Source organism: Mycobacterium aquaticum (assembly GCF_002086485.1).
GTDB classification, from domain to species: domain Bacteria; phylum Actinomycetota; class Actinomycetes; order Mycobacteriales; family Mycobacteriaceae; genus Mycobacterium; species Mycobacterium aquaticum.
In genome coordinates this window covers 1-20,392 of record NZ_MVHF01000060.1, presented here as the reverse complement: position 1 = coordinate 20,392, position 20,392 = coordinate 1, and the positions used below count along the sequence as shown (strand labels likewise).

At 68.6% G+C, this 20,392-nt stretch carries 15 protein-coding genes and 1 pseudogene; 5 read left to right on the top strand and 11 right to left on the bottom strand.

Annotation, left to right across the window (positions count from 1 at the left end):
• Positions 1-162: 162 nt before the first annotated feature.
• Positions 163-681, bottom strand: a complete 519-nt coding sequence (locus tag BST13_RS34865) for an Rv0340 family IniB-related protein (RefSeq protein WP_083170365.1) — start codon at positions 679-681, stop codon at positions 163-165.
• A 226-nt stretch (positions 682-907) separates the two neighbouring features.
• Between BST13_RS34865 and BST13_RS34860 the strand changes: the two genes are divergently transcribed.
• The 5 genes from BST13_RS34860 to BST13_RS34840 all read left to right on the top strand — a co-directional run bounded on the left by BST13_RS34860 (position 908) and on the right by BST13_RS34840 (position 11,231).
• The gene (locus tag BST13_RS34860) at positions 908-2,770 is read left to right on the top strand and encodes an Hsp70 family protein (protein ID WP_083170363.1); all 1,863 of its coding nucleotides are present in this window, start codon (positions 908-910) and stop codon (positions 2,768-2,770) included.
• A 6-nt stretch (positions 2,771-2,776) separates the two neighbouring features.
• Positions 2,777-5,278 (top strand): isoniazid response ATPase/transcriptional regulator IniR, encoded by a 2,502-nt coding sequence (iniR, locus tag BST13_RS34855; RefSeq protein WP_083170361.1) that lies wholly within the window; start codon positions 2,777-2,779, stop codon positions 5,276-5,278.
• A gap of 294 nt (positions 5,279-5,572) precedes the next feature.
• Positions 5,573-8,548, top strand: coding sequence for a (Fe-S)-binding protein (locus BST13_RS34850; RefSeq protein WP_083170359.1), 2,976 nt, complete (start codon positions 5,573-5,575; stop codon positions 8,546-8,548).
• A 122-nt stretch (positions 8,549-8,670) separates the two neighbouring features.
• Complete coding sequence (locus tag BST13_RS34845; RefSeq protein ID WP_036422494.1) at positions 8,671-9,945, top strand: pyridoxal phosphate-dependent aminotransferase; 1,275 nt, start codon at positions 8,671-8,673, stop codon at positions 9,943-9,945.
• A gap of 50 nt (positions 9,946-9,995) precedes the next feature.
• Positions 9,996-11,231 (top strand): YibE/F family protein, encoded by a 1,236-nt coding sequence (locus BST13_RS34840; protein ID WP_095533836.1) that lies wholly within the window; start codon positions 9,996-9,998, stop codon positions 11,229-11,231.
• Here BST13_RS34840 and BST13_RS34835 read toward each other — a convergent pair.
• The 10 genes and pseudogenes from BST13_RS34835 to BST13_RS34790 form a co-directional block, all read right to left on the bottom strand.
• The gene (locus BST13_RS34835; protein WP_083170356.1) at positions 11,228-11,911 is read right to left on the bottom strand and encodes a hypothetical protein; all 684 of its coding nucleotides are present in this window, start codon (positions 11,909-11,911) and stop codon (positions 11,228-11,230) included. The genes BST13_RS34840 and BST13_RS34835 overlap by 4 nt on opposite strands.
• Entirely contained in the window at positions 11,908-13,665 is a 1,758-nt protein-coding gene (locus tag BST13_RS38880; protein WP_245839926.1) for a vWA domain-containing protein, read from the bottom strand. The genes BST13_RS34835 and BST13_RS38880 overlap by 4 nt, the downstream gene beginning before the upstream one ends.
• Positions 13,656-14,132 (bottom strand): hypothetical protein, encoded by a 477-nt coding sequence (locus BST13_RS34825; RefSeq protein ID WP_342744334.1) that lies wholly within the window; start codon positions 14,130-14,132, stop codon positions 13,656-13,658. Before BST13_RS34825 ends, BST13_RS38880 begins: the two co-directional genes overlap by 10 nt.
• The gene (locus BST13_RS34820; RefSeq protein ID WP_083170354.1) at positions 14,116-14,982 is read right to left on the bottom strand and encodes a DUF58 domain-containing protein; all 867 of its coding nucleotides are present in this window, start codon (positions 14,980-14,982) and stop codon (positions 14,116-14,118) included. The genes BST13_RS34825 and BST13_RS34820 overlap by 17 nt, the downstream gene beginning before the upstream one ends.
• 7 nt (positions 14,983-14,989) lie before the next feature.
• Positions 14,990-16,000 (bottom strand): AAA family ATPase, encoded by a 1,011-nt coding sequence (locus BST13_RS34815; protein ID WP_083170352.1) that lies wholly within the window; start codon positions 15,998-16,000, stop codon positions 14,990-14,992.
• Between the two features lie 37 nt (positions 16,001-16,037).
• A complete protein-coding gene (locus BST13_RS34810) occupies positions 16,038-16,403 on the bottom strand; it encodes a nuclear transport factor 2 family protein (RefSeq protein ID WP_083170386.1) in 366 nt (121 codons plus the stop codon).
• 18 nt (positions 16,404-16,421) lie between these two features.
• Positions 16,422-17,174: a maleylpyruvate isomerase family mycothiol-dependent enzyme gene (locus tag BST13_RS34805; protein WP_083170350.1), complete on the bottom strand. Its 753-nt coding sequence runs from the start codon at positions 17,172-17,174 to the stop codon at positions 16,422-16,424.
• A gap of 1 nt (position 17,175) precedes the next feature.
• Complete coding sequence (locus BST13_RS34800) at positions 17,176-18,492, bottom strand: cytochrome P450 (RefSeq protein WP_083170348.1); 1,317 nt, start codon at positions 18,490-18,492, stop codon at positions 17,176-17,178.
• Positions 18,493-18,530: 38 nt separating this feature from the next.
• Positions 18,531-19,862 (bottom strand): UDP-glucose dehydrogenase family protein, encoded by a 1,332-nt coding sequence (locus tag BST13_RS34795; RefSeq protein WP_083170346.1) that lies wholly within the window; start codon positions 19,860-19,862, stop codon positions 18,531-18,533.
• A gap of 83 nt (positions 19,863-19,945) precedes the next feature.
• Positions 19,946-20,392: pseudogene (locus tag BST13_RS34790) on the bottom strand (DUF7159 family protein); the annotation flags it as partial.

Genomic DNA, 20,392 nt, shown 5'->3' with positions numbered 1-20,392 from the left:
GCTGACCAATGGGGACCCATTAGGGGATTAGGGGATCGCTAGGGGTTCCTGAGGCAAATATGGTCGAAGCCTGGGAGATCGCCCATTTATGCACGTCAACGTCAAAAAAGCGCACAACCTCGGAGGTTGTGCGCTAATTCGCTACGGTTAGATGGGCCGCGTTCAGCTGAACAGGTCGAAGCCGGCCCCACCATCGTCGTGGTGGTGATCGTCCACCGCGGGGGCTGCCCATTCGGTGCCGAAGTCGGCCTGAGGGGCCGGAGCGTCATCGATGACGGCGTCGCTGAGCTGCAGCGATGAATCATCCAGCGGCTGCGCAGTGATCCCGCTGTCGGTGAAGTAGTCATCGAGCGCGGCCGGCGCGACGTGATCGGGCTGGGTGATCACGTGGTCCACGGCGTGCCCGGTATCCGCGGGCGCAGCAGGCACATGGTCGCCGAAGGCGTCGAACGCGGCCGTGGCCGCACCGCTTGCCCAGACGTTGCCCGCGGGTTCGGTGCCGAACCCCTCGCCGCCGGTGAGCGATTCAGAGACCACCGGGATGAGATTGTTGACGTCGACGCTGGTCACACCGGTCAAATGGGCGTCGGAGATGGCTTGCGACGGATCGGCCGCGTAGCGCGCGGCCGCGTCGGGATCGCGCACGAGTGACATGACAAAGTCGAGGAGCGAATTCGCCATGACACCTTCCTTACTGTCTTGTGACCATCTCGGCCCCGTCTCGTGACGGCTGTCATCGATGCTATCCACCAGTGGCGTCACTGGGATCGGTGTCCAACCCACCCCCTTGGCGGTCCAATTAGGGGGTCGGCTGTTAGGGGATTCTGGCGACTAGGGGATGGACCCTCGGCACTGGGGGCCAGCCGCTATCGTGGGGACGGCCCAGACAACACAGGAGTGACGCCTGATGACCGACGCACTGGGGTTGTCGATCGGGACAACCAACCTGGTGGCTGCCCGCGAAGGGCGTCCGCCGGTCGTTCGCCGCTCGATTCTCACGCTGTTCGCCGATCGAGCTCCCGAGGTCGGCGACATCGGCGGTCGGCCCGATCACCAGGGCCTGGCCCTGACGGGATTCGTCGAGCGGGTGGGCGATCCCGTGCCGATCGTCGCCGCCGACGGTTCGCAACATCGGGGTGAGCTGGCGCTCGCCGAGGCTCTCGACGCGATGGCCGGTGCCGCCGGTGGTGGTTCTCCGGTCACGATCGCCGTCCCGGCCTACTGGGGGCCCGCCACTGTCGGCGCGCTGCGCGGTGCTCTGCGCGGCAAGCCCGCCTTGGCCCCCGACGGTGTTCCCGCCGAACTCGTTCCCGATTCCCTGGCCGCGCTCGCGGCGTTGCGGGCCGGCCCCGGTCTGCCCACCGAAGGCGTCGTGGTCCTGTGCGACCTCGGCGGCAGCGGCACCAGCGTGACGCTGGCGGACGCGAGCGCGGGCCTGTCCCAGATCGGCCAGACCGTGCGGTACCCGGACTTCTCCGGCGACCAGGTGGATCAGGCGCTGCTCAACCATGTGCTCAGCGGTGTCGCCGCTGCGGGCAATGCCGACCCGGCCGGCACCGCGGCGGTCGGCTCGCTGGCCCGGCTGCGGGCTGATTGCCGCCAGGCCAAGGAACAGTTGTCGGCCGACACCGTCGCCGTCGTACCGACCGACCTTCCCGGGTTCACTTCCGATGTCCGGGTGACGCGCTCCGAGCTCGAGCAACTCGTCGCCGAGCCACTCACCGGCCTACTGAACAGCGTGTCAGACACGTTGCAGCGCAACAACATTGCGTTGTCGAGCGTGACAGCCGTGGCGACGGTCGGTGGCTCGGCCGCGATCCCGCTGGTCACCCAGCGCCTCTCGGAGCACCTGCGCGCACCCGTCGTCACGTCACCGCAGCCGCAGCTGACCGCCGCAGCCGGTGCCGCGCTGGTGGCCGACGTCGTCGCCGACGCGGGCGCCCCGACCGGCATGGCCCCAGGGGTTTTCGCGGCCGACGCTCCGACCGGTCTGGCACCCGGGATCAACCCCGCGGACGCCCCGACCGGCATGGCGCCGAGCGCGTGGGCCGTTGGCGCGGCCGGTGCGGCTGCGGCCGAGTCGGCGTCCGACGGCGCCGCGTCCGCCCCGTTCCGCTCGCTCGCGTGGTCGCAGGACGACGACGCACCCACCGACGAACCGGTCCCCTACGCCGGACCGGACTACAACTACAACTACGAAAGCGGCGGGACGGGCCCCACCTCGGCCCGCCCGCAGATGGCCTTCGCCCACGAAGAAGAGGCGTTCGAGGCCGAGCCCGGGCCACTGCCCTGGTACAAGCGACCGGTCATCCTGTTCGCGGCGGCCGCCGCCGCGGTCCTGCTCGCGGCGGGTGGTCTCGCCGTGACGCTGACCAGTTCGTCGGGCGACTCGACCCCGGTGACCGAGACCAGCACCACGGTCTCGATGCTGCCGCCGGTCACCACGGTCACCGTCGGTCCGGACGGTCAGGGCACCACCACCGTCATCACCCCGACGACCGTCATCACCCAGACGCACACGCCGACGGACACCGCCACGTCGGGCACCACGACGAGTGAGTCGCCCACCACCACGACCACGAGTCCGACCACGACAACCACGACGACGACAACCACCACAACGGCGCCCACCACAACGACAACCACCACCCAGCCGACCACCACACAGCCCACTACGACCCAGCCGACGACAACGCAACCGACCACCACCAAGCCGCCGACCACGACACAACCGCCGGTCACCACGACCGCGGCCGGCGGCGGCGCCTAGTCGGCCATGTCGCACCCGGCGCCGGACACCGGCATGGACCTGCCGCCGGCCGCCCGCCGCGCCGTCGCAGCTGTGCTCGCCGCGCCGACCGCTCCGACGAAGCTGCTGGTCACCGGTGGCATCGGGACCGGCAAGACGTCGGTGCTTGCCGCTGTGCGCGGCGCGCTGCGCGCTGCCGGGCGGGTGGTGCTGACCCGTCCACCCCGCCCCGCCGACGCCGCAGATTCGGCGTACGTCGTGGACGATGCGCACCTGCTGGGCGACGACGAACTCGCTGCGTTCGTCGAGCACATCACCGATCCGGCAGCGACCGTGGTGGTCGCGACCGCACCCCTGGCGCACCGGCCGGCGCTGCGCGCACTGGCCACCGCGCTGCAGCGGGAAAGCCCGGAAGTCATCCTCGGCCCGCTGCCCGCAGCCGAGGTCAACCACATCCTCACGACCGCGCTGGGCGCGCCTGCGTCGTCCGAAACCGTCCGCTCGGTCTTGATCGCGACCGCCGGCCTGCCGTTCCTGGTGACCGCGGCCGCGCAGGCGACGAATCCACCCGAGCAGTCCGCCCGGTTCACCCTGATCGATCGCTTGCGCCGCATCGACGAACGCACCCGAGACACCCTGCTGATCACGTCACTGAGTCAGGGGCTCGGCCCCGACGACGTCGCCGCGGCGTTGGGCTGCAGCGGCACCGACGCCGTCGACCTCGTCGACCGGGCCAGGGCCTGCGGCCTCGTCGAACCGTCCTACGACCGCCGGTTCGTGCGGCTGGTGCACGAGAGCCTCGCGCAGATCGCGGGTGCCGCGCGTCATCACGAGATCGAGACATCGCTGCTGAATTCGCAACTGGCGATGTCGACGCTGTCGGCGGACCTCGCGGTGCAGCTGGCCGAGCATGGGTTGCGCGACGACCGGTTGGCCGATGCACTGATCGAGCGCGCCGTCGAGGTCCACGGTCGCCCGGCCCGCGCGGCAGCGCTGTACCGGGCCGCCGCCAAAGCCGGATCCATCTCGGGCAGTGTCCGGCTGGCCGATGCACTGGCCCTGACGGGTGATTGCGCGACGGCCGGACGGATGGCCGATGAGCTGCTGGAATCCGACGATGCCTGCCAGCGGGCCGCGGCGGTCCGCATCGCCGCGAGCGTCGCCGCGCACGACGGGAACGCCGTGGCGGCAGCCGACCTGTTCCGGTGGCTGGGTCCGTATCCCGACGCCTCGGTGAGTGCGGCGGCCGTCGTCGTGAGTGTCGCCGCGGGCGACCTGCCGACGGCACGCGCTGCGCTGACGGCCGAGCGCACGGGTCCGCCGACGGCCGCGGCCCGCGCCGCGCACAGCCTCGCCGAGGGCGTGCTCTCGTCGCTGGATCAGCCGTTCGCGGCCACCGTCGCCCGGCTCGGGCAGGCCCTCACGAGCGAGCATCATGGTGGCGCCGTCGCCCCAGACACCCCGTCGGCGCTGGTCACGCTGGTCGCGCTGCACGGCGGCGATCCGGTGCGCGCTCGCAGTGTGATCGGCAGGGCCGTGCGGGCCGAAGGTGCCGACGAGGTGCCTTTCACCGGGCACCGGCACCGGCTGCTGCAGGGCTGGGTGCGCATGCAGGACGGCCAGCTCGGAGCGGCCACCGCCGACGCGGCCGCGGCCGACCACGGCCTGCACCGGCGGGATGCCTTGTGGGCCGCCGCGCTGCGTACGGCCATCGCGCGCCGCGCCGGTGACAGCGGCGCCGTGCAGCAGCACTGGTACGCAGCCATGGAGGTGCTCGCCGAGTACTCGATCGACCTGTTTTCCCTGCTCCCGCTCGGTGAACTGTGGGTGGCAGGGGCGCGGATGCGCCAGGTCGACCGGATGCAGCACGCTCTGTCGCAGGCATTCGATCTGTTGGATTCGTCGGGTAAGCCGGTGCTGTGGTCGGTGCCGCTGCACTGGGCGGGTGTGCACGCCGGGATCCTGGCCAATTCCCCGGCCGCGGTGGCCCCGCACGGGCAGGCACTCACCGCGGCCGCCGGGCAGAGCGCGTTCGCGCGTGCCCTCGCCCACGCGGGGCGCACCTGGCTTCGGGTGCTGGCCAACCAGGTCGACACCGACGAGGTCACCGTGGCAGCGCGGGCGTTGGCGCAATACGGCCTGACCTGGGACGGCACCCGGCTGGCCAGTCAGGCCGCGCTGCAGACCCCGGACGCGAGGGTGTCGCAGGCGATGCTGCAGCTGGCCCGTGACCTCAAGCAGAGCAGCGCGGTCGACGAGTCACCGCTCCCGGATGTCGCAGCCGTCGCGAAGGCTCCCGTGCCTGCGGCCCAGCCCGGAGCGAGCTCCGCGGCCCGGCTGTCCGACCGGGAACGGGAGGTGGCCGAGTTGCTCCTCCTCGGTATGCCGTACCGCGATATCGGCAGCCAGTTGTTCATTTCGGCTAAGACGGTCGAGCATCACGTGGCCCGGATCCGGCGGCGGTTGGGGGCCGAATCGCGGTCGGAAATGCTGTCTATGTTGCGTGCGATGCTGGCTCCGCAGAGCTGACTGCAGCGACCGATCGAAGGTCCGAAAAACGAAGAATTTCGTCGGGCGCCCTGGGCGTGTCGCAGCCCGGTTTCGGCCCGCCGACCACGCGCGCCAGCGCTAAGTTACCCACAAGTAACAAGCCCTCCCCAGGGGCCGGAAATCGACTTAGGACAACCTTAGTGGCGCCGGTTCTGTGGTTGATGTCACTATAAGCAGGCACTGAGCTTAAGTTACCGATCAGTAACATGGACTTTGTTACCGGCGAGTAACCACGAAACTGGGAGGCCCCCGTTGGAAAACAGCCTGGAGCATATGCTCACGACAGGCCGGTTGATCCTTGCATTGTTGGCAACAGCGATCGTCTTGGTCTTCGCCGCCAAGCGCATCATGTGGCTGACGAAACTGATCAGCTCGGGGCAGAAGCTCGGTGACGAACGCGGCCGCAAAGACGATCTGGTCCGTCGCTTCCTGAACCAGAACAAGGAAGTCTTCGCGCAGTCGAAGCTGCTGAAGTGGTCCATCCCGGGTCTCGCGCACTTCTTCACGATGTGGGGCTTCTTCGTCCTGGCCACGGTGTACCTCGAGGCCTACGGGGTCCTGTTCAACCCCGAGTTCCACATCCCGCTGGTCGGCCGCTGGCCCGTTCTGGGCTTCCTCCAGGACTTCTTCGCGGTCGCGGTGCTGGTCGGCATCATCGTCTTCGCGATCATCCGGATCCGTAAGAATCCCGAGCAGCTCGGCCGCGAATCCCGGTTCTACGGCTCGCACAACGGCGGCGCCTGGACCATCCTGATCATGATCTTCCTGGTCATCCTGACCTACGCGATCTTCCGCGGCGCTGCGGTCAACGTGCTCAACTACGAGGGTCGCGCCGCCTTCCCGTACCAGTCCGGTGCGTTCTTCTCCGACGGCATGGCCGCTCTGCTGGCTCCGCTGGGCCACACCGCCAACCTGTGGCTGGAGACCCTGGCATTGATGGCCCACATCGGCGTCATGCTGGCCTTCCTGCTGATCGTGCTGCACTCCAAGCACCTGCACATCGGTCTGGCGCCCATCAACGTGACCTTCAAGCGCCTGCCCAACGGTCTCGGCCCGCTGCTGCCGATGGAGTACAAGGGCGAGAAGATCGACTTCGACGATCCCGCCGAGGACGCGGTGTTCGGCAAGGGCCGCATCGAGGACTTCACCTGGAAGGCCAACCTCGACATGGCGACCTGCACCGAGTGTGGTCGCTGCCAGTCGCAGTGCCCGGCCTGGAACACCGGCAAGCCGCTGTCGCCCAAGCTCGTCATGATGAACCTGCGCGACCACTTGTTCGCCAAGGCTCCGTACATCATCGAAGGCAAGCCGATGCCCGAGGAAGGCTCGGTCGACTTCGCCAAGGCCGAGCGCGAGCACCATGGGCACGCTGTGCCAGAAGACGGCTTCGCCCGCATCGAGGGCTCCGGCCCTGATCAGGCGCTGCGCCCACTGGTCGGCACCCTGGAGCAGGGCGGCGTCATCGACCCCGACGTGCTGTGGTCCTGCACCAACTGCGGTGCCTGCGTCGAGCAGTGCCCGGTGGACATCGAGCACATCGACCACATCGTCGACATGCGCCGCTACCAGGTCATGGTCGAGTCGGAGTTCCCCGGTGAGCTCGGCGTGCTGTTCAAGAACCTGGAGACCAAGGGCAACCCCTGGGGCCAGAACGCCAAGGACCGCACCAACTGGATCGACGAGGTCGACTTCGACGTTCCGGTCTACGGCCAGGACGTCGAGAGCTTCGACGGTTTCGAGTACCTCTTCTGGGTCGGCTGCGCCGGCGCCTACGAGGACCGCGCCAAGAAGACCACAAAGGCCGTCGCCGAGCTGCTCGCCGCGTCCGGCGTGAAGTTCCTGGTCCTGGGCACCGGTGAGACCTGTACCGGTGACTCGGCTCGCCGCTCCGGCAACGAGTTCCTGTTCCAGCAGCTTGCCGCGCAGAACGTCGAGACCATCAACGAGCTGTTCGAGGGTGTCGAGACGGTCGACCGCAAGATCGTGGTGACCTGCCCGCACTGCTTCAACACGATCGGTCGCGAGTACCCGCAGCTGGGTGCCAACTACACCGTCGTGCACCACACGCAGCTGCTCAACCGCCTGGTGCGGGACAAGAAGCTGGTTCCGGTCAAGTCCACCGGCGGCCCCGAGGTCACCTACCACGACCCGTGCTTCCTGGGTCGGCACAACAAGGTGTACGAGGCTCCGCGTGAGCTGGTCGAGGCCTCGGGCGTGCAGCTCAAGGAAATGCCCCGGCACGCCGACCGCGGCCTGTGCTGTGGTGCCGGTGGCGCGCGGATGTGGATGGAAGAGCACATCGGCAAGCGCGTCAACGTGGAGCGCACCGAAGAGGCGATGGACACCGCCTCGACCATCGCGACCGGCTGCCCGTTCTGCCGCGTGATGATCACCGACGGTGTCGACGACGTGGCAGCCGCCCGCAACGTCGAGAAGGCCGAAGTGCTCGACGTGGCTCAGCTGCTGCTGAACTCGTTGGACAAGAGCTCCATCACGCTGCCGGAGAAGGGCACGGCCGCCAAGGAGTCCGAAGCCCGCGCGGCCGTTCGCGCCGAGGCCGAGGCCAAGGCCGAAGCTGCTGCCGCAGCCGCGGCACCGGCTCCGGCAGCGGCCGAACCCGAGGCCCAGCCCGCGGCTCCTGCCGCGTCGGCGTCGACCGACACAGCTGCCAAGCCGGTGACCGGCCTTGGCATGGCAGGCGGTGCGAAGCGTCCAGGGGCCAAGAAGGCCGCTGCCGCCCCGGCAGCGTCCGCGGCACCGGCAGCCGAAGCACCCGCGGCGCCGGTCAAGGGCCTGGGCATCGCGGGCGGCGCCAAGCGTCCGGGAGCCAAGAAGACCGCTGCCGCCCCGGCAGCGTCCGCGGCACCCGCGGCCGAAGCTCCTGCGGCACCCGCCACTCCGGTGAAGGGTCTGGGTCTGGCTGCCGGTGCCAAGCGTCCGGGTGCCAAGAAGACCGCCGCTGCCGCTCCGGCTCCGGCTCCGGCCGCGCAGGCTCCTGCTGAGGCCGCTCCGGCAGCCGCGGCCCCGGCCAAGCCGGAGCCACCTGTGGTGGGTCTTGGCATCGCCGCGGGCGCACGTCGCCCCGGCGCCAAGAAGGCCGCGCCGAAGAACGACGCCGCGCCTGCCGCTGCGGCCGCCGCCCCAGCAGCACCGGCGGAGCCGGCCAAGTCCGAGGAACCGGCCAAGCCTGAGCCCCCGGTTGTGGGCCTGGGTATCAAGCCGGGCGCCCGTCGCCCCGGCAAGCGCTAGATCAGTACCCCGCAGTGGCCAGTTATGACACAGGTTCGCCATGAATTGTGTGTCATGACTGGCCACTGGCGTTTTTGTGGCATGGACCGCAAATTGCAAAACAACTGGACGACGGTGAGACCATGGTGGACGTGACTACCCATCAGCTGCCGTGGCAGGGTACCGGGCACCACCCAAAGCCACGTGTGTTCGCCCAATCGACGAAGTTGCAGGATGTCCTGTACGAGATTCGCGGGCCGGTACACGAGCACGCCTCCCGGCTGGAAGCTGAAGGCCATCGCATCCTCAAGCTGAACATCGGCAACCCGGCGCCGTTCGGCTTCGAGGCTCCCGACGTGATCATGCGCGACATCATCCAGGCACTGCCGTACGCGCAGGGCTACTCCGACTCCAAGGGCATTCTCAGCGCCCGCCGTGCGGTGTTCACCCGCTACGAGCTGGTCGAGGGATTCCCCCGGTTCGACGTCGACGACGTGTTCCTCGGCAACGGTGTCTCCGAGCTGATCACCATGACCCTGCAGGCCCTGCTCGACAACGGCGATCAGGTGCTGATCCCCACCCCGGACTATCCGCTGTGGACCGCGTCGACCTCGCTGGCCGGCGGCACTCCGGTGCACTATCTGTGCGACGAGACGCAGGGCTGGAACCCCGACGTCGCCGACCTCGAGTCCAAGATCACCGATCGCACCAAGGCGATCGTCGTGATCAATCCGAACAACCCGACGGGCGCGGTGTACAGCCGCGAAACCCTCACGCAGATCGCGGATTTGGCGCGCAAGCATCAGCTGATGCTGCTGGCCGACGAAATCTACGACAAGATCCTCTACGACGACGCCAAGCACATCTCGATGGCGTCGGTCGCGCCGGACGTCCTGACCCTGACATTCAACGGGCTGTCCAAGGCGTACCGCGTCGCCGGCTACCGGTCCGGTTGGCTGGTGATCACCGGCCCCAAGGAGCACGCGAGCAGCTTCATCGAAGGCATCAGCCTGCTGGCAAACATGCGGTTGTGTCCGAATGTGCCTGCGCAGCACGCCATTCAGGTGGCGCTCGGCGGTCATCAGAGCATCGACGATCTGGTGCTGCCCGGCGGCCGGCTGCTCGAGCAGCGCGACACCGCCTGGTCCAAGCTCAATGAGATCCCGGGGGTGTCCTGTGTGAAGCCCTCCGGGGCGCTCTACGCGTTCCCGCGGCTTGATCCCGAGGTCCACGACATCCAGGATGACGAGCAGCTGGTACTCGACCTGCTCATGCAGGAGAAGATCCTGCTGACGCAGGGCACCGGATTCAATTGGCCCACACCGGATCACCTGCGCATCGTCACTCTGCCGTGGTCGCGTGACCTCGCTGCCGCGATCGAACGTCTCGGCAACTTCCTGGCCAGCTACCGGCAGTAGGGCCCAATCCGGCGCAGTAACCGGACAGCTCGGCGCTCTACCCTGTGCGGGTGGCGCATTCCCACTCGCACTCGCACTCACTCAGTGGCGGTCCTGCCCCGCTGGGTCCGTTGGCCGCCAAGGTCGTCGTCGGTCTGCTGATCGCCATCGGTATCGCGGTACTGGCCGGGCTGGCCCTGCTGTGGCCGAGCCAGCAGAAGGTGGCCATCCCGCTGCCGTTCCAGAACGCGGCGGGCGGTGCAGTGACGACCGAGGCCGGACATGTGCTCTCCAGCCGGATGGCCGACTGCGGCAGCCCGTCGACCGGCGGGGTGCTCACCGCGAATCCGACGCCTGCCCCGCCGGGCGGCGGCCAGTGTGTGCAGAACCTCATCGCGATCGATTCGGGGCCCAACAAGGGCGCGAACACCCTGCTGGAGTTCACCAAGGGTCCGGGGCAGCCGCATCTTGCCGTTGGTGACAACGTCCGGCTGAGTCGGCAGGTCGACGATGCGGGGACGACAACGTATGCGTTCTTCGACTTCGAACGCACCTGGCCACTGGTCGCGCTGGCCGCGGTGTTCGCGGTGGTCATCGTCGCGGTGGCGCGGTGGCGCGGACTGCGCGCGCTGATCGGCATCGCCGTTGCGTTCGTGGTGCTCGTGGTCTTCCTGCTGCCCGCGCTGCGCGACGGCGCCGCGGCCGTCCCGGTGTCGCTGGTGGCCTCTGCCGCGATCTTGTATGCGGTCATCTATCTCGCGCACGGGGTGAGCCTGCGGACCAGTGCAGCGCTGCTGGGTACCCTGGCCGCCCTGCTGCTCGCCGCGTTGTTGTCGTGGGGGGCAATCGAAGTGGCGCACTTGACGGGTCTTTCGGAGGACCAGAACAACGAGGTCGCGGCCTACCTGGGGAACGTGTCGATCACGGGTCTGCTGTTGGCCGGGTTCATCATCGGCTCACTCGGTGTGCTCAACGACGTGACGGTCACGCAGGCCTCGACGGTGTTCGAGCTGGCCGAGCACGGCGGCACGCGGCGGTCGGTCTTCTTGGGCGCCATGCGGGTGGGCCGCGATCACATCGCCAGCACGGTGTACACCCTGGTGCTGGCCTACGCCGGCAGCGCGTTGCCGCTGCTGCTGTTGTTCAGCGTGGCCAACCGGTCCCTGGGCGACGTGCTGACCGGTGAGAGCGTGGCCATCGAGATCACCCGGTCCGCGGTGGGCGGTATCGCCCTGGCCCTGTCGGTTCCGTTGACGACGGGTATCGCGGCCGTGCTGGCCACGCCCGAGCAGCATTCACACCGTTAGCGCTGCGCGTCGCGCAGGATCTGTTGCAACCTATCGAACGGATCGCCGGCTCCTGGATCGAGTCGCAGTCTGTCCTCGGGGTTTTCCGGTGCCGCGCCCGAGGCCGGTGGCGGCGCTGCGGCCGGCGGGACGACCGGCGCCGGCGGGGGTGGCGGCACGGCAGCCCGCGCGGCGGCGATCTTGCCGTCGAGGCGGGCCGCGCTCTGGTCGCGCACCGCACGGCGGGGCTCGTCCGGATCCTGGTTACCTGCGAAGCAGCCCTGCGGGGCCTGCTCGACGAGTTGGCGTGCACTGAGGTAGTGATCGAGCGCGCCGCGACCATCCAGGGCCGCCATCGAGCGGTCCCCCATGGTCTCCCGGACCAGGACGAGATTGACCCGGGCAGGGCATGATTCGGCCCCGCCGGCCGCCAGTGCCGCGGAGAATTGCCGGTCGGCGTCGTCGAGGCGGTTCTGCAGCACCGCCAGGGTGCCCGCCGCGAACGGCGCCTTCGCCGGTTCTGCCACATTGAACACCGACAGCCCGGCGACGTCGCGGTGCAGCGCGTCGGTGTCATAGGCCGTGAAGTGCGACGCCGCCAAACTGCCCGCGATGATCACCGAAAGGCATTTGAGGACGACGAGAACCACGACGGCCACGACCGGGGCCGAGTACACCAGTAGCCGCCGCCGCGTCGTCATGGCGGCTCCGGTGTGACCAGCCGGGTCCGGACGAATTGCCGTAGCACCAGATACAACTCGACGAGGACGAGCCCAGCCGCGCCCATTCCCAGGATCCAGTACGTCTCGAACCCGGTCGCAGCGGCGGGTGCGGGCGCGGTCTCGTGCCCCGGGTTCTCGGCCCACCCGGTGAGCGGCCCGTCACCGCCACGCGTGAGCAGTGGTACGCCCAATTGTCCGGCAACGGCCTGCAACGCTGCCTGGCCTGCCGCGTCGTAGGCCAACACCGCACCGCCGTCGATCGCTCCTGCCGGCGGGTCGAATGCGCGTGCCTGCTCTTGTGATTCGGGTGCTCCCGCCCCGAGGTAGAACACCAGATTCTGCGCTCGCGGATACTGCTGCACCGCACTGAACAGTTGGTAGCGCAGCACTGTGGACGCGGCACCGACGTCGGCCCGGGCGGCCTGGGCGGGGGTCGACGCGTAGGGCGCGATGGCGTCGACAACCGGTTTCAGGCTCCAGTTATCCTGCGACAAAGGCCAATTCAGCGCCGGCCGGGACGCGAAGGAGATGACGGCGAACCGCGCGTTCGGGTAGCGGTCCATCAGGGCGGCGATGTCGTCACGTGCGGCCGCCAGCCGGGTGCGGCCCCGTCCGTCGGAGATGCCCATGTCCGCAGACCGGTCGACCAGCACGAAGATGCTCGGGTCATGAGCACCTGCGACCGCGGGTGGTGGGGTGGCCCCGCCGATCACGGGGCGGGCGATGGCGATCGCCAAAAGCACTGCCGCACCGACCAACAGAGCGATTCGCCGGCCGACGGTCCCCCGCTGACGGACCACGACGAGGGCAATGAGGACGACGACCGCGCACAGCGCCACGATGGCCGGGACCTCCGGGGACTCCGGAGACCGGGCGGCGCCGGCTCCCGGCGCAGCTGGGGGTGGGTGCTTGCGGATCTGCTCGAGATGCGCTGTCACATCGGAATCCGCCGAAAACGCTTGGCCTCCAGTGGTGTGGGCCAGGTCTGTCGTCGGTCCGGTGGAGGCCCCGGTGGTGAGAACATTGACCTGCACCCCGGCCTTGTGCGCCAAATCGGTCACGCGGTCGGCGGTGAACAATGCCGGAGCGCCGCCGGAAGTGGTCTGGGGGCCGATATAGATCAGCGAACGCCGTTGGTCGGCCGTGCGATCAAACGGTGGCAAGCCCGTCACGCACATCGCGATCACGTCTTCGACGCTCGGCGCGTAGTCGGCATAGGACACCGGCGCCACCAACGACGGGCTGCCCTGCGGCTGGGCGTAGTCTGCGAATCGCGCTGCGGCGTACTGGTAGTCGCGGGTGAGTGGCACGATGCGCCGGTTGGCCGAGGTCAGCCCGATGCGTTGGGTGCCGAACGAGGGGATTCGGTCGGCGAAGTACTTCAGTGTCGCGGCCACCCCGGGGCTGTCCTGCGGGCCGCCGACACACACCATGATGTCCTCGGGTGCCGAGTTCTGGGCGTTGCGAGCCCAGGACGGCAATCCTGTCGGACGCGCAGCGACCAACACCGACGCCACGAACGCGACCACCAGCAATGCGACCGTGGCGACGATGGTGACGGTGCGTCGCCGCACCGCTCGCCGGTATTCCGGCAACCGGGTGAGCCGACCGGTATTGGCCAAGGGCCGCAGCTCTTGCTGCGACACCTGCCGGGGCCACAGGACCGCGAGGCCGATGCACCCGGCGAGTGCGAGGCAACCGGCCATCGCCACCACCCACCAGATCAGGTCCATTCGCGAATCAGCTCCTCGGTTGCCGCGCTGAGTGCACCGACGTCGACCGCGGACCGATGATTGAACTGAACATCGGTGAGCTCGAACAGGATCGGCGCGGCCGGCGCGAGCGTCCCGACGGTCATGGCATCGACCTGCATGTACTCGGCGTCCATCCCCGTCGCGGCGTGCAGGAAGGAGCGCAGTTCGCCGCTCATCGCGGCGCCGGCCCGGGCTGGTGCCAGTTCCCCTGCCCGATAGCGGCTTCCGATGGTGCGCACCGCGCGGACCGCGCGGCGCCGGATCAGCTCGTCGCGCGCGGCGCCCAGCACCGGGATATCCCGCAGTCGGCGTCGAGACGTCAACGCGAAAACTACCGCGTACCAAACGATCACGCCGAGCGCCAGCATCACCGCGGTCCACAACCAGGCCGACGAGTACGGTGACGGGCCGATCAGGTGCGAGAGCAGATCATCGGGCACGCGCATACACCCCGGTCATCGTGGTGAGTGCCGGCAAGATACGCGCACTGCCGGTGATTCGCGCGTGCGGTATCCGTTGCAAGGTCAGGAACTCGGCCAGCTGGTCGCGCCGTTGCGCTTCGGCTCGCCGATAGGCCTCGATCACATCGGCGTCCAGCTCATCGAGAATGGGCCGCCCGTCGGTGATCTCGTAGCTCTTCCGGTGCTGGGCGTCGGGGTGTACGGCCGGCATGTCGGCGACCATCGCCCACAGCACGTCGTGACGTGCGGTCAACGAACGCAGCACCTCTTCGAGCCGGTCACTGATGTCCGGCTCGTCGCTGACCACGACGATCAGCAGCCGGTGCCGGTAGTGCCGTGCCACCCAGCTCAATTGGACGACGATGTCACTTGGCGCGGGATCGGCCGCGGCGTGCTGCTGGTAGCGGTGCAGCATGCTCTCGATGTGAGTCTCCCCGCGGCGCAGCCGGATGTCGACGCAGCCGCGACGGTCGCCGAGCACCATGCCGATTTCGTCGGAACGCGGCAGGGTCATCAGGCCGACAGCGCCGATGACATGCAGGGCCACAACATATTTCAGTTCACCCGACGGCGCCAGCGCCCGGCTGTTGCGCCCGGCGTCGGTGACGACCAGGATCTTGTGGTGCTTCTCGGAGACGAACCGCTTGACCAGGGTGTGCCCGGAGCGCGCGGTCGCGGTCCAGTCGATGTCGCGGACGTCGTCCCCCGGTACATAAGGCCGTAACTCGTCGAACTCCAGGCTGCGCGTGTGGATCAGCGCGTAGTGGCCGCCTTCGAGCAGACCGCCCGCGTCGCGGCCGACATACGCCTTGGCAGAGTCGAGGTACTTGCCCATGACGGCCTCACGGCACCCGCACCGCGCGCAGTACCGCGTCGACCACAACATCGGGCGTCACGCGCGCACTGGCGGCCTCGAAACCGAGGATCAGCCGGTGCCGCAGCACGCGGTGCGCGAGTCGCGCGACGTCGTCGGGCACCACATGGTCACGACCCCGCAGCACCGCCATGGCACGTGCGGTTCGGCAGAACGCCAGCGTGGCGCGGGGGCTGGCCCCGTACTCGACCAGACGCGCCAGGTTCGCAGGCAGGTGCCGGCCCGGTTCCCGGGTGACGTTCACCAACCGGCTGGCGTACTCGACCAGGCCGCGATCCATGTACACCGATGCGACGATGCGTTGCGCGCGGCGGATGTCGTCGACCGTGACGACGGCGTCCGACGGGTGGTCGCGGGCGTAGAGACCGGCGTCCATTCGCGCGACGATCTCGATCTCATCCTCGACCGACGGGTAGCCGACGATGTCCTTGAGCATGAACCGGTCGGTCTGAGCCTCCGACAGCGGATACGTGCCCTCCTGGTCGATGGGGTTCTGGGTGGCGATCACCAGAAACGGCTCGGGCAGCCGGTATTCGATGCCGCCGATGGTGGTCTGCCGTTCCTCCATCGCCTCCAACATGGCGCTCTGGGTCTTGGCGCTGGACCGGTTGATCTCGTCGAGCAGCACGATGTTGGCGTGCACCGGGCCGAGCCGGATGCTGAAGGCCGCGTCCGGAGCGGCTCCCGCGTCGTAGATCTGGGTGCCGATGATGTCGCTCGGCAACAGATCGGGAGTGCATTGGATGCGATGGAAGGTGCCGTCGATCGATTCGGCGACGACGCGTGCCGCCGTGGTCTTCGCCAGCCCCGGAACGCTTTCGATGAGCAGGTGGCCGCCCGCGAGCAGGCACACCAGCATCGATTCGCGCAGGTGATCCTGCCCCACGACACGCGTGGTGAAGGCCGATGTCACCGCGTCGATCGTGCGCTGAGCTTCGGCGGCGTCACGCGGGTCAGCGTGCAATCGCGGTGCCGTCATGCCCGGAGAAGTACCCGGACATGCCCCTTCTCACGCCTCAGACAAGATCACTCTCGGTCAGGTCGGTCGCCGCGAGCGCCGCCGCCAGGTCGCGGTGATGGAACACCGAGGTGACGTGGTCGCGTACCACCCGGAACGCCGACGCCGAGGTGTCGGTCTCGCCGTCGGAGTCGGCGATGGTCTGCTCGACGACCACCACGCCGTCGTGCACGAACATCTGGCCGGCCGTCACGGTTTCGCCCAGCTCCTGGGCCCATTGCCGCAGGGCAGCGCGACCTTGTGCGGCCCCTCGGGCGTCACCGAACTCGATGTCGTCGCTGCACAGCCGGTCCAGGGTGTCGAAGTCCCGCGCGTTGAGCGCGTCGTGCCAGGCCAGAACCGTCGCGATCTCGGATGTGGTCATGAACGAAACGTACGCCACTCAGAACGGCGTGTGCTCGAGCCACCGGTCCCAGACCGCGGTGTCGCCGAAGGTCTCCAGCCCGAGATCGGCCACCGTGCCCCGGCGGGTGAGTGCGAGGAGCAGGTTCGTGGCGCTCCCCCGCACCGCGACGCTGCCCTTGGAGTGGTCGTGCGACCACGAGATCTCCCCGTCCTCGTTGTAGGCGGTCCACTCTCCGGAGGGGCCCAGCCCGTCATCGGTGGCGTGCAGGTGCAGCGTCTGTCCTGGGTGCAGTGGTGTGTGGTGCCCTTTCGTCGCCTCCAGGCATGTCCGGTCGAGCCACTCGCTGATCGCGTCGGCCGCCAGGTCCGGTGGAAGGTCGAAGGCGACCCCGAGTGCCAGTGCGGCGTCGGCGCGGTGAACGGCGACCTCGTGCAGGCGACGGCGGATCCACCAGCCGGTCGGTTTGGGCCCCAGAAACGTCCAGACACGTGCATCGGTACCGACCTGGTCGACGGCTTTGAGGATCAGCTCCGCACCGTCGTTGAGCCAGGTGACCGCCTCAGCGGTGTCGTCGGGCGGGCGCCCGTCGCGGACCTCGCGAGGATCCAGCGCGCTGGTTCTTCGGTCGGCGATTATCTGTGCTGCCCAACGGTTTCCGCGACCGACATGGCGGAAGAGCTGTTTGAGCGTCCAGTCCGGACAGGTCGGGATGTGCGTCTCGGGAGCGCCGGTGGCTACCAATTCCCCGAAGGCGCGGGTCTGATCGAGCAGAGCGGCTCGGAAGTCCACATCACGAACTTACCGCTGCACGCGCGGTCCCGAGCGCGATCGGCAGAGTCGACCATCCGCGCAGCACACGGGTGTCGCGCCGGACGCCACCGCCCGCCAACCGGGCGTCGGGGAAGCGCTCGAAGAAGGCGCGTAGGCCCACCTCGCCCTCGGCGCGGGCCAGCGCGGCACCCAGGCAGAAGTGCCGTCCGCCGGAGAACGACAGGTGCCGCCCGGCGTTTTCGCGTTCGATGTCGAACCGGTGCGGGTCGGTGAACACCGCAGGGTCGCGGTTGGCGCCGGCCAGGTGGATGACGATGAGCTCGTCGGCCTGTACGGCGGTGCCCGCGACCACGGTGTCACGCGCCGCCATGCGTGCGCTCATCTGAACCGGAGAATCGAGCCGCAGGATCTCTTCGACTGTGTTGGGCCACAATTCGGGTCGCGCGGCCAGTGTCTGAAGATGCTCGGGATGGTCCAGCAGCATCCGGATACCGTTGCCCAGCAGGTTCACGGTGGTCTCGAAACCGGCCGCAAGCACCAGTCCGGCCAGGGCCTTCAATTCGTGCTCGGTGAGCGGTTCGCCTGCCTGCCCGCCGTCGGACGCGGCGATGATCTGGCTCATCAGATCCTCGCCCGGATTGCTCCTCAAGTGCCGCAGGTGACCGGTGAGCCAGTGATCGAAACCGGCGATGCCCTCGTTGACCCGCTGATACTGCGGCCACGACAGGCCGATGTCGAGGCTGGGTGCGGCCAGTTCACCGAAGTGCAGGATGTTGGGGCGGTCGGACTCGGGGACCCCGAGGATGTCGCCGATGATCGCGACGGGCAGTTTGGCGCAGTACCGATCGACCACATCTGTGGGTGCGCCGGTGTCCCCAAGTCCGTCAAGCAGTTCGGCCGCGGTTTCCTCGACGCGTTCGCGCAATCGGGCCACTGCACGGGTGGTGAACACCGAGGACACCAGCTTGCGCATCCGGGTGTGGTCGGGTGGTTCGATCGACAGCAGCGACGGCGGTTCGATCGGGTGCAGCAGGCCTGTATCGGTCTTGTCGACGACCCAGCGCAGCGGTTTCGGCAGATTCGCTCCGAGCTTGCTGACGCGGAAGTCCTCTGACCGCAGCAGCTCATGTCCGACGGTGTGATCGAACGTCAACAACACCTTGCGGCAGCGGATCACCGGGCCGCGCACACGCATCTCGTCGGCGAAGGCCGTCGGATCCGCGCGCACCCCCGGATCGGCGATCAGCCTGGCCTGGGGGTCCCCCTCGCGCATGCCCATCGCGGAGAGACCGCGTATGACGCCGTGCAGGGCAAACCAACGGATCCGTTCCCGCATGACCCGAGCCTACGACCGGCGGGATTGTTGGACAAGTGTCAAACAGTGGCCGCCGCGCGGCCCAACGCATGGACCTGCCACCCGGCCTGCCGCCACCGCTGCACATCGAGGCAGTTACGGCCGTCGACAACGACTTTCGCGCGCACCGTACCGGCCAGTGCGTCGGGATCCAGATCCAGGAACTCCTGCCATTCGGTGAGCACCAACACCGCATTGGCCCGCTCGCACGCCTCGACGACCGACGTCGAGTAGTTCAGCGTGGGAAAGACCCGCTGCGAGTTCTCCATCGCCTTGGGGTCGTAGACGTTCACTGTCGCCCCGTTGAGCTGCAGCATGCCCGCCACGTTCAGCGCGGGCGAATCCCGCACGTCGTCGGATTCGGGCTTGAACGCCGCACCCAGCACCGCGATGTTGGCGCCCAGCAACGACCCCCCGCACGCCCTGGTGGTCAGCTCGACCATGGCGGTGCGGCGCCGCATGTTGATGCTGTCGACTTCGCGCAGGAAGGTCAGCGCGTGGTTGGCCCCGAGCTCACCGGCCCGGGCCATGAATGCGCGAATGTCCTTGGGGAGGCAGCCGCCGCCGAAACCGAGGCCCGCGTTGAGGAAGCGCCGCCCGATGCGCGGGTCGTAGCCGAGCGCGTCGGCGAGCAGCGTGACATCGGCGCCGGCGGCTTCGCACACCTCGGAGATCGCGTTGATGAACGAGATCTTGGTGGCCAGGAAGGCGTTTGCCGAAACCTTGACCAGCTCGGCGGTCTGCAGGTCGGTGACCAGGAACGGCACGCCGTCGGCGAGCAGCGGTGCGTACAACTCGCGCACCGCGGCCTCCGATCGCAGTGAATTCTCCTGCACCCCAACGACAATGCGGTCGGGGTGCAGGGTGTCGTGCACGGCGAAACCCTCGCGGAGAAATTCGGGGTTCCAGGCCACCTCGACGTCGACGCCTTCGGGGGCCAGGTCGCGGGCCCGCTTGGACAGGTCCGCGGCGGTGCCCACCGGAACGGTCGACTTGCCGACGATCACCGCCGGGCGGCGCAACCGCGGCACCAGGCTGTCGATGACGGCGTGCACGTGGCGCAGGTCGGCGCCGTAGTCACCCTTCTTCTGCGGCGTGCCGACGCCGAGGAAGTGCACGTCGGCGAAGTCGGCGGCTTCCTCGTAATCGGTGGTGAACCGGAGTCGCCCGGCGGACAGGTTGTCGTTCAACACCTTCCGCAGCCCGGGCTCATAGAACGGGATGTCGCCGGAGGCCAGCTTGGCCACCTTGCCCGGGTCGATGTCGACCCCGATGACCTCGTGGCCGAGCTCTGCCATACCGGCGGCGTGGGTGGCCCCGAGGTAACCGGTTCCGAATACGGTGCATCGCATACTGCCTGAATAGGCCGCGCGAATGAGCGAGCCGCTACGTCACCCTGAGCGGCAAACCAACGTCAGGTAACGGTTGGTGGTGGCTAGTGTCCGCCACCGAACGGCCACGGCCAGATCGAGCCGCCGCCGTTGCCACCGCGGCTGCCACCGTCATCGCCGCGACCACCCGAACCGGGGTTCCAGCCGTTGTCGCCACCGCGTCCGCCGGAACTGGATCCGGGGTTCCAGCCGCCGTTGTCACCGCCACGTCCGCCGGAACTGGAACCGGGACCCCAGTCTCCGGAGCCGCTCCCGGAATTGCCCGGGTACGGATAGTCCGGGTTCTGCCGCGACGGCGGCTGCCACGGGTAGTCGGGCTCGTCGACAGGCTGACGCTGCCACGGCGGCTGCCACGGCGAGCGACGCGGCGGTTCGATCACCGGGGGACGCAGGAGCGGCGGGAGCACCACCACGGGCGGGATGTACCCCGGCGGGTTGTAGATCGGCGCGGGGGCAGGCAGGACCGGCACCGGTGCCGCGGGAGGTGGAGG

Coding starts and splice junctions, on each gene's coding strand:
- BST13_RS34860 (WP_083170363.1), top strand. CDS start 908: ATGACCGACGCACTGGGGTTGTCGATCGGGACAACCAACCTGGTGGCT.
- BST13_RS34795 (WP_083170346.1), bottom strand. CDS start 19,862: ATGCGATGCACCGTATTCGGAACCGGTTACCTCGGGGCCACCCACGCC.
- BST13_RS34815 (WP_083170352.1), bottom strand. CDS start 16,000: ATGACGGCACCGCGATTGCACGCTGACCCGCGTGACGCCGCCGAAGCT.
- BST13_RS34865 (WP_083170365.1), bottom strand. CDS start 681: ATGGCGAATTCGCTCCTCGACTTTGTCATGTCACTCGTGCGCGATCCC.
- BST13_RS34850 (WP_083170359.1), top strand. CDS start 5,573: ATGCTCACGACAGGCCGGTTGATCCTTGCATTGTTGGCAACAGCGATC.
- BST13_RS34825 (WP_342744334.1), bottom strand. CDS start 14,132: ATGCGCGTGCCCGATGATCTGCTCTCGCACCTGATCGGCCCGTCACCG.
- BST13_RS34800 (WP_083170348.1), bottom strand. CDS start 18,492: ATGCGGGAACGGATCCGTTGGTTTGCCCTGCACGGCGTCATACGCGGT.
- iniR (WP_083170361.1), top strand. CDS start 2,777: ATGTCGCACCCGGCGCCGGACACCGGCATGGACCTGCCGCCGGCCGCC.
- BST13_RS34820 (WP_083170354.1), bottom strand. CDS start 14,982: ATGGGCAAGTACCTCGACTCTGCCAAGGCGTATGTCGGCCGCGACGCG.
- BST13_RS34835 (WP_083170356.1), bottom strand. CDS start 11,911: ATGACGACGCGGCGGCGGCTACTGGTGTACTCGGCCCCGGTCGTGGCC.
- BST13_RS34810 (WP_083170386.1), bottom strand. CDS start 16,403: ATGACCACATCCGAGATCGCGACGGTTCTGGCCTGGCACGACGCGCTC.
- BST13_RS38880 (WP_245839926.1), bottom strand. CDS start 13,665: ATGGACCTGATCTGGTGGGTGGTGGCGATGGCCGGTTGCCTCGCACTC.
- BST13_RS34845 (WP_036422494.1), top strand. CDS start 8,671: ATGGTGGACGTGACTACCCATCAGCTGCCGTGGCAGGGTACCGGGCAC.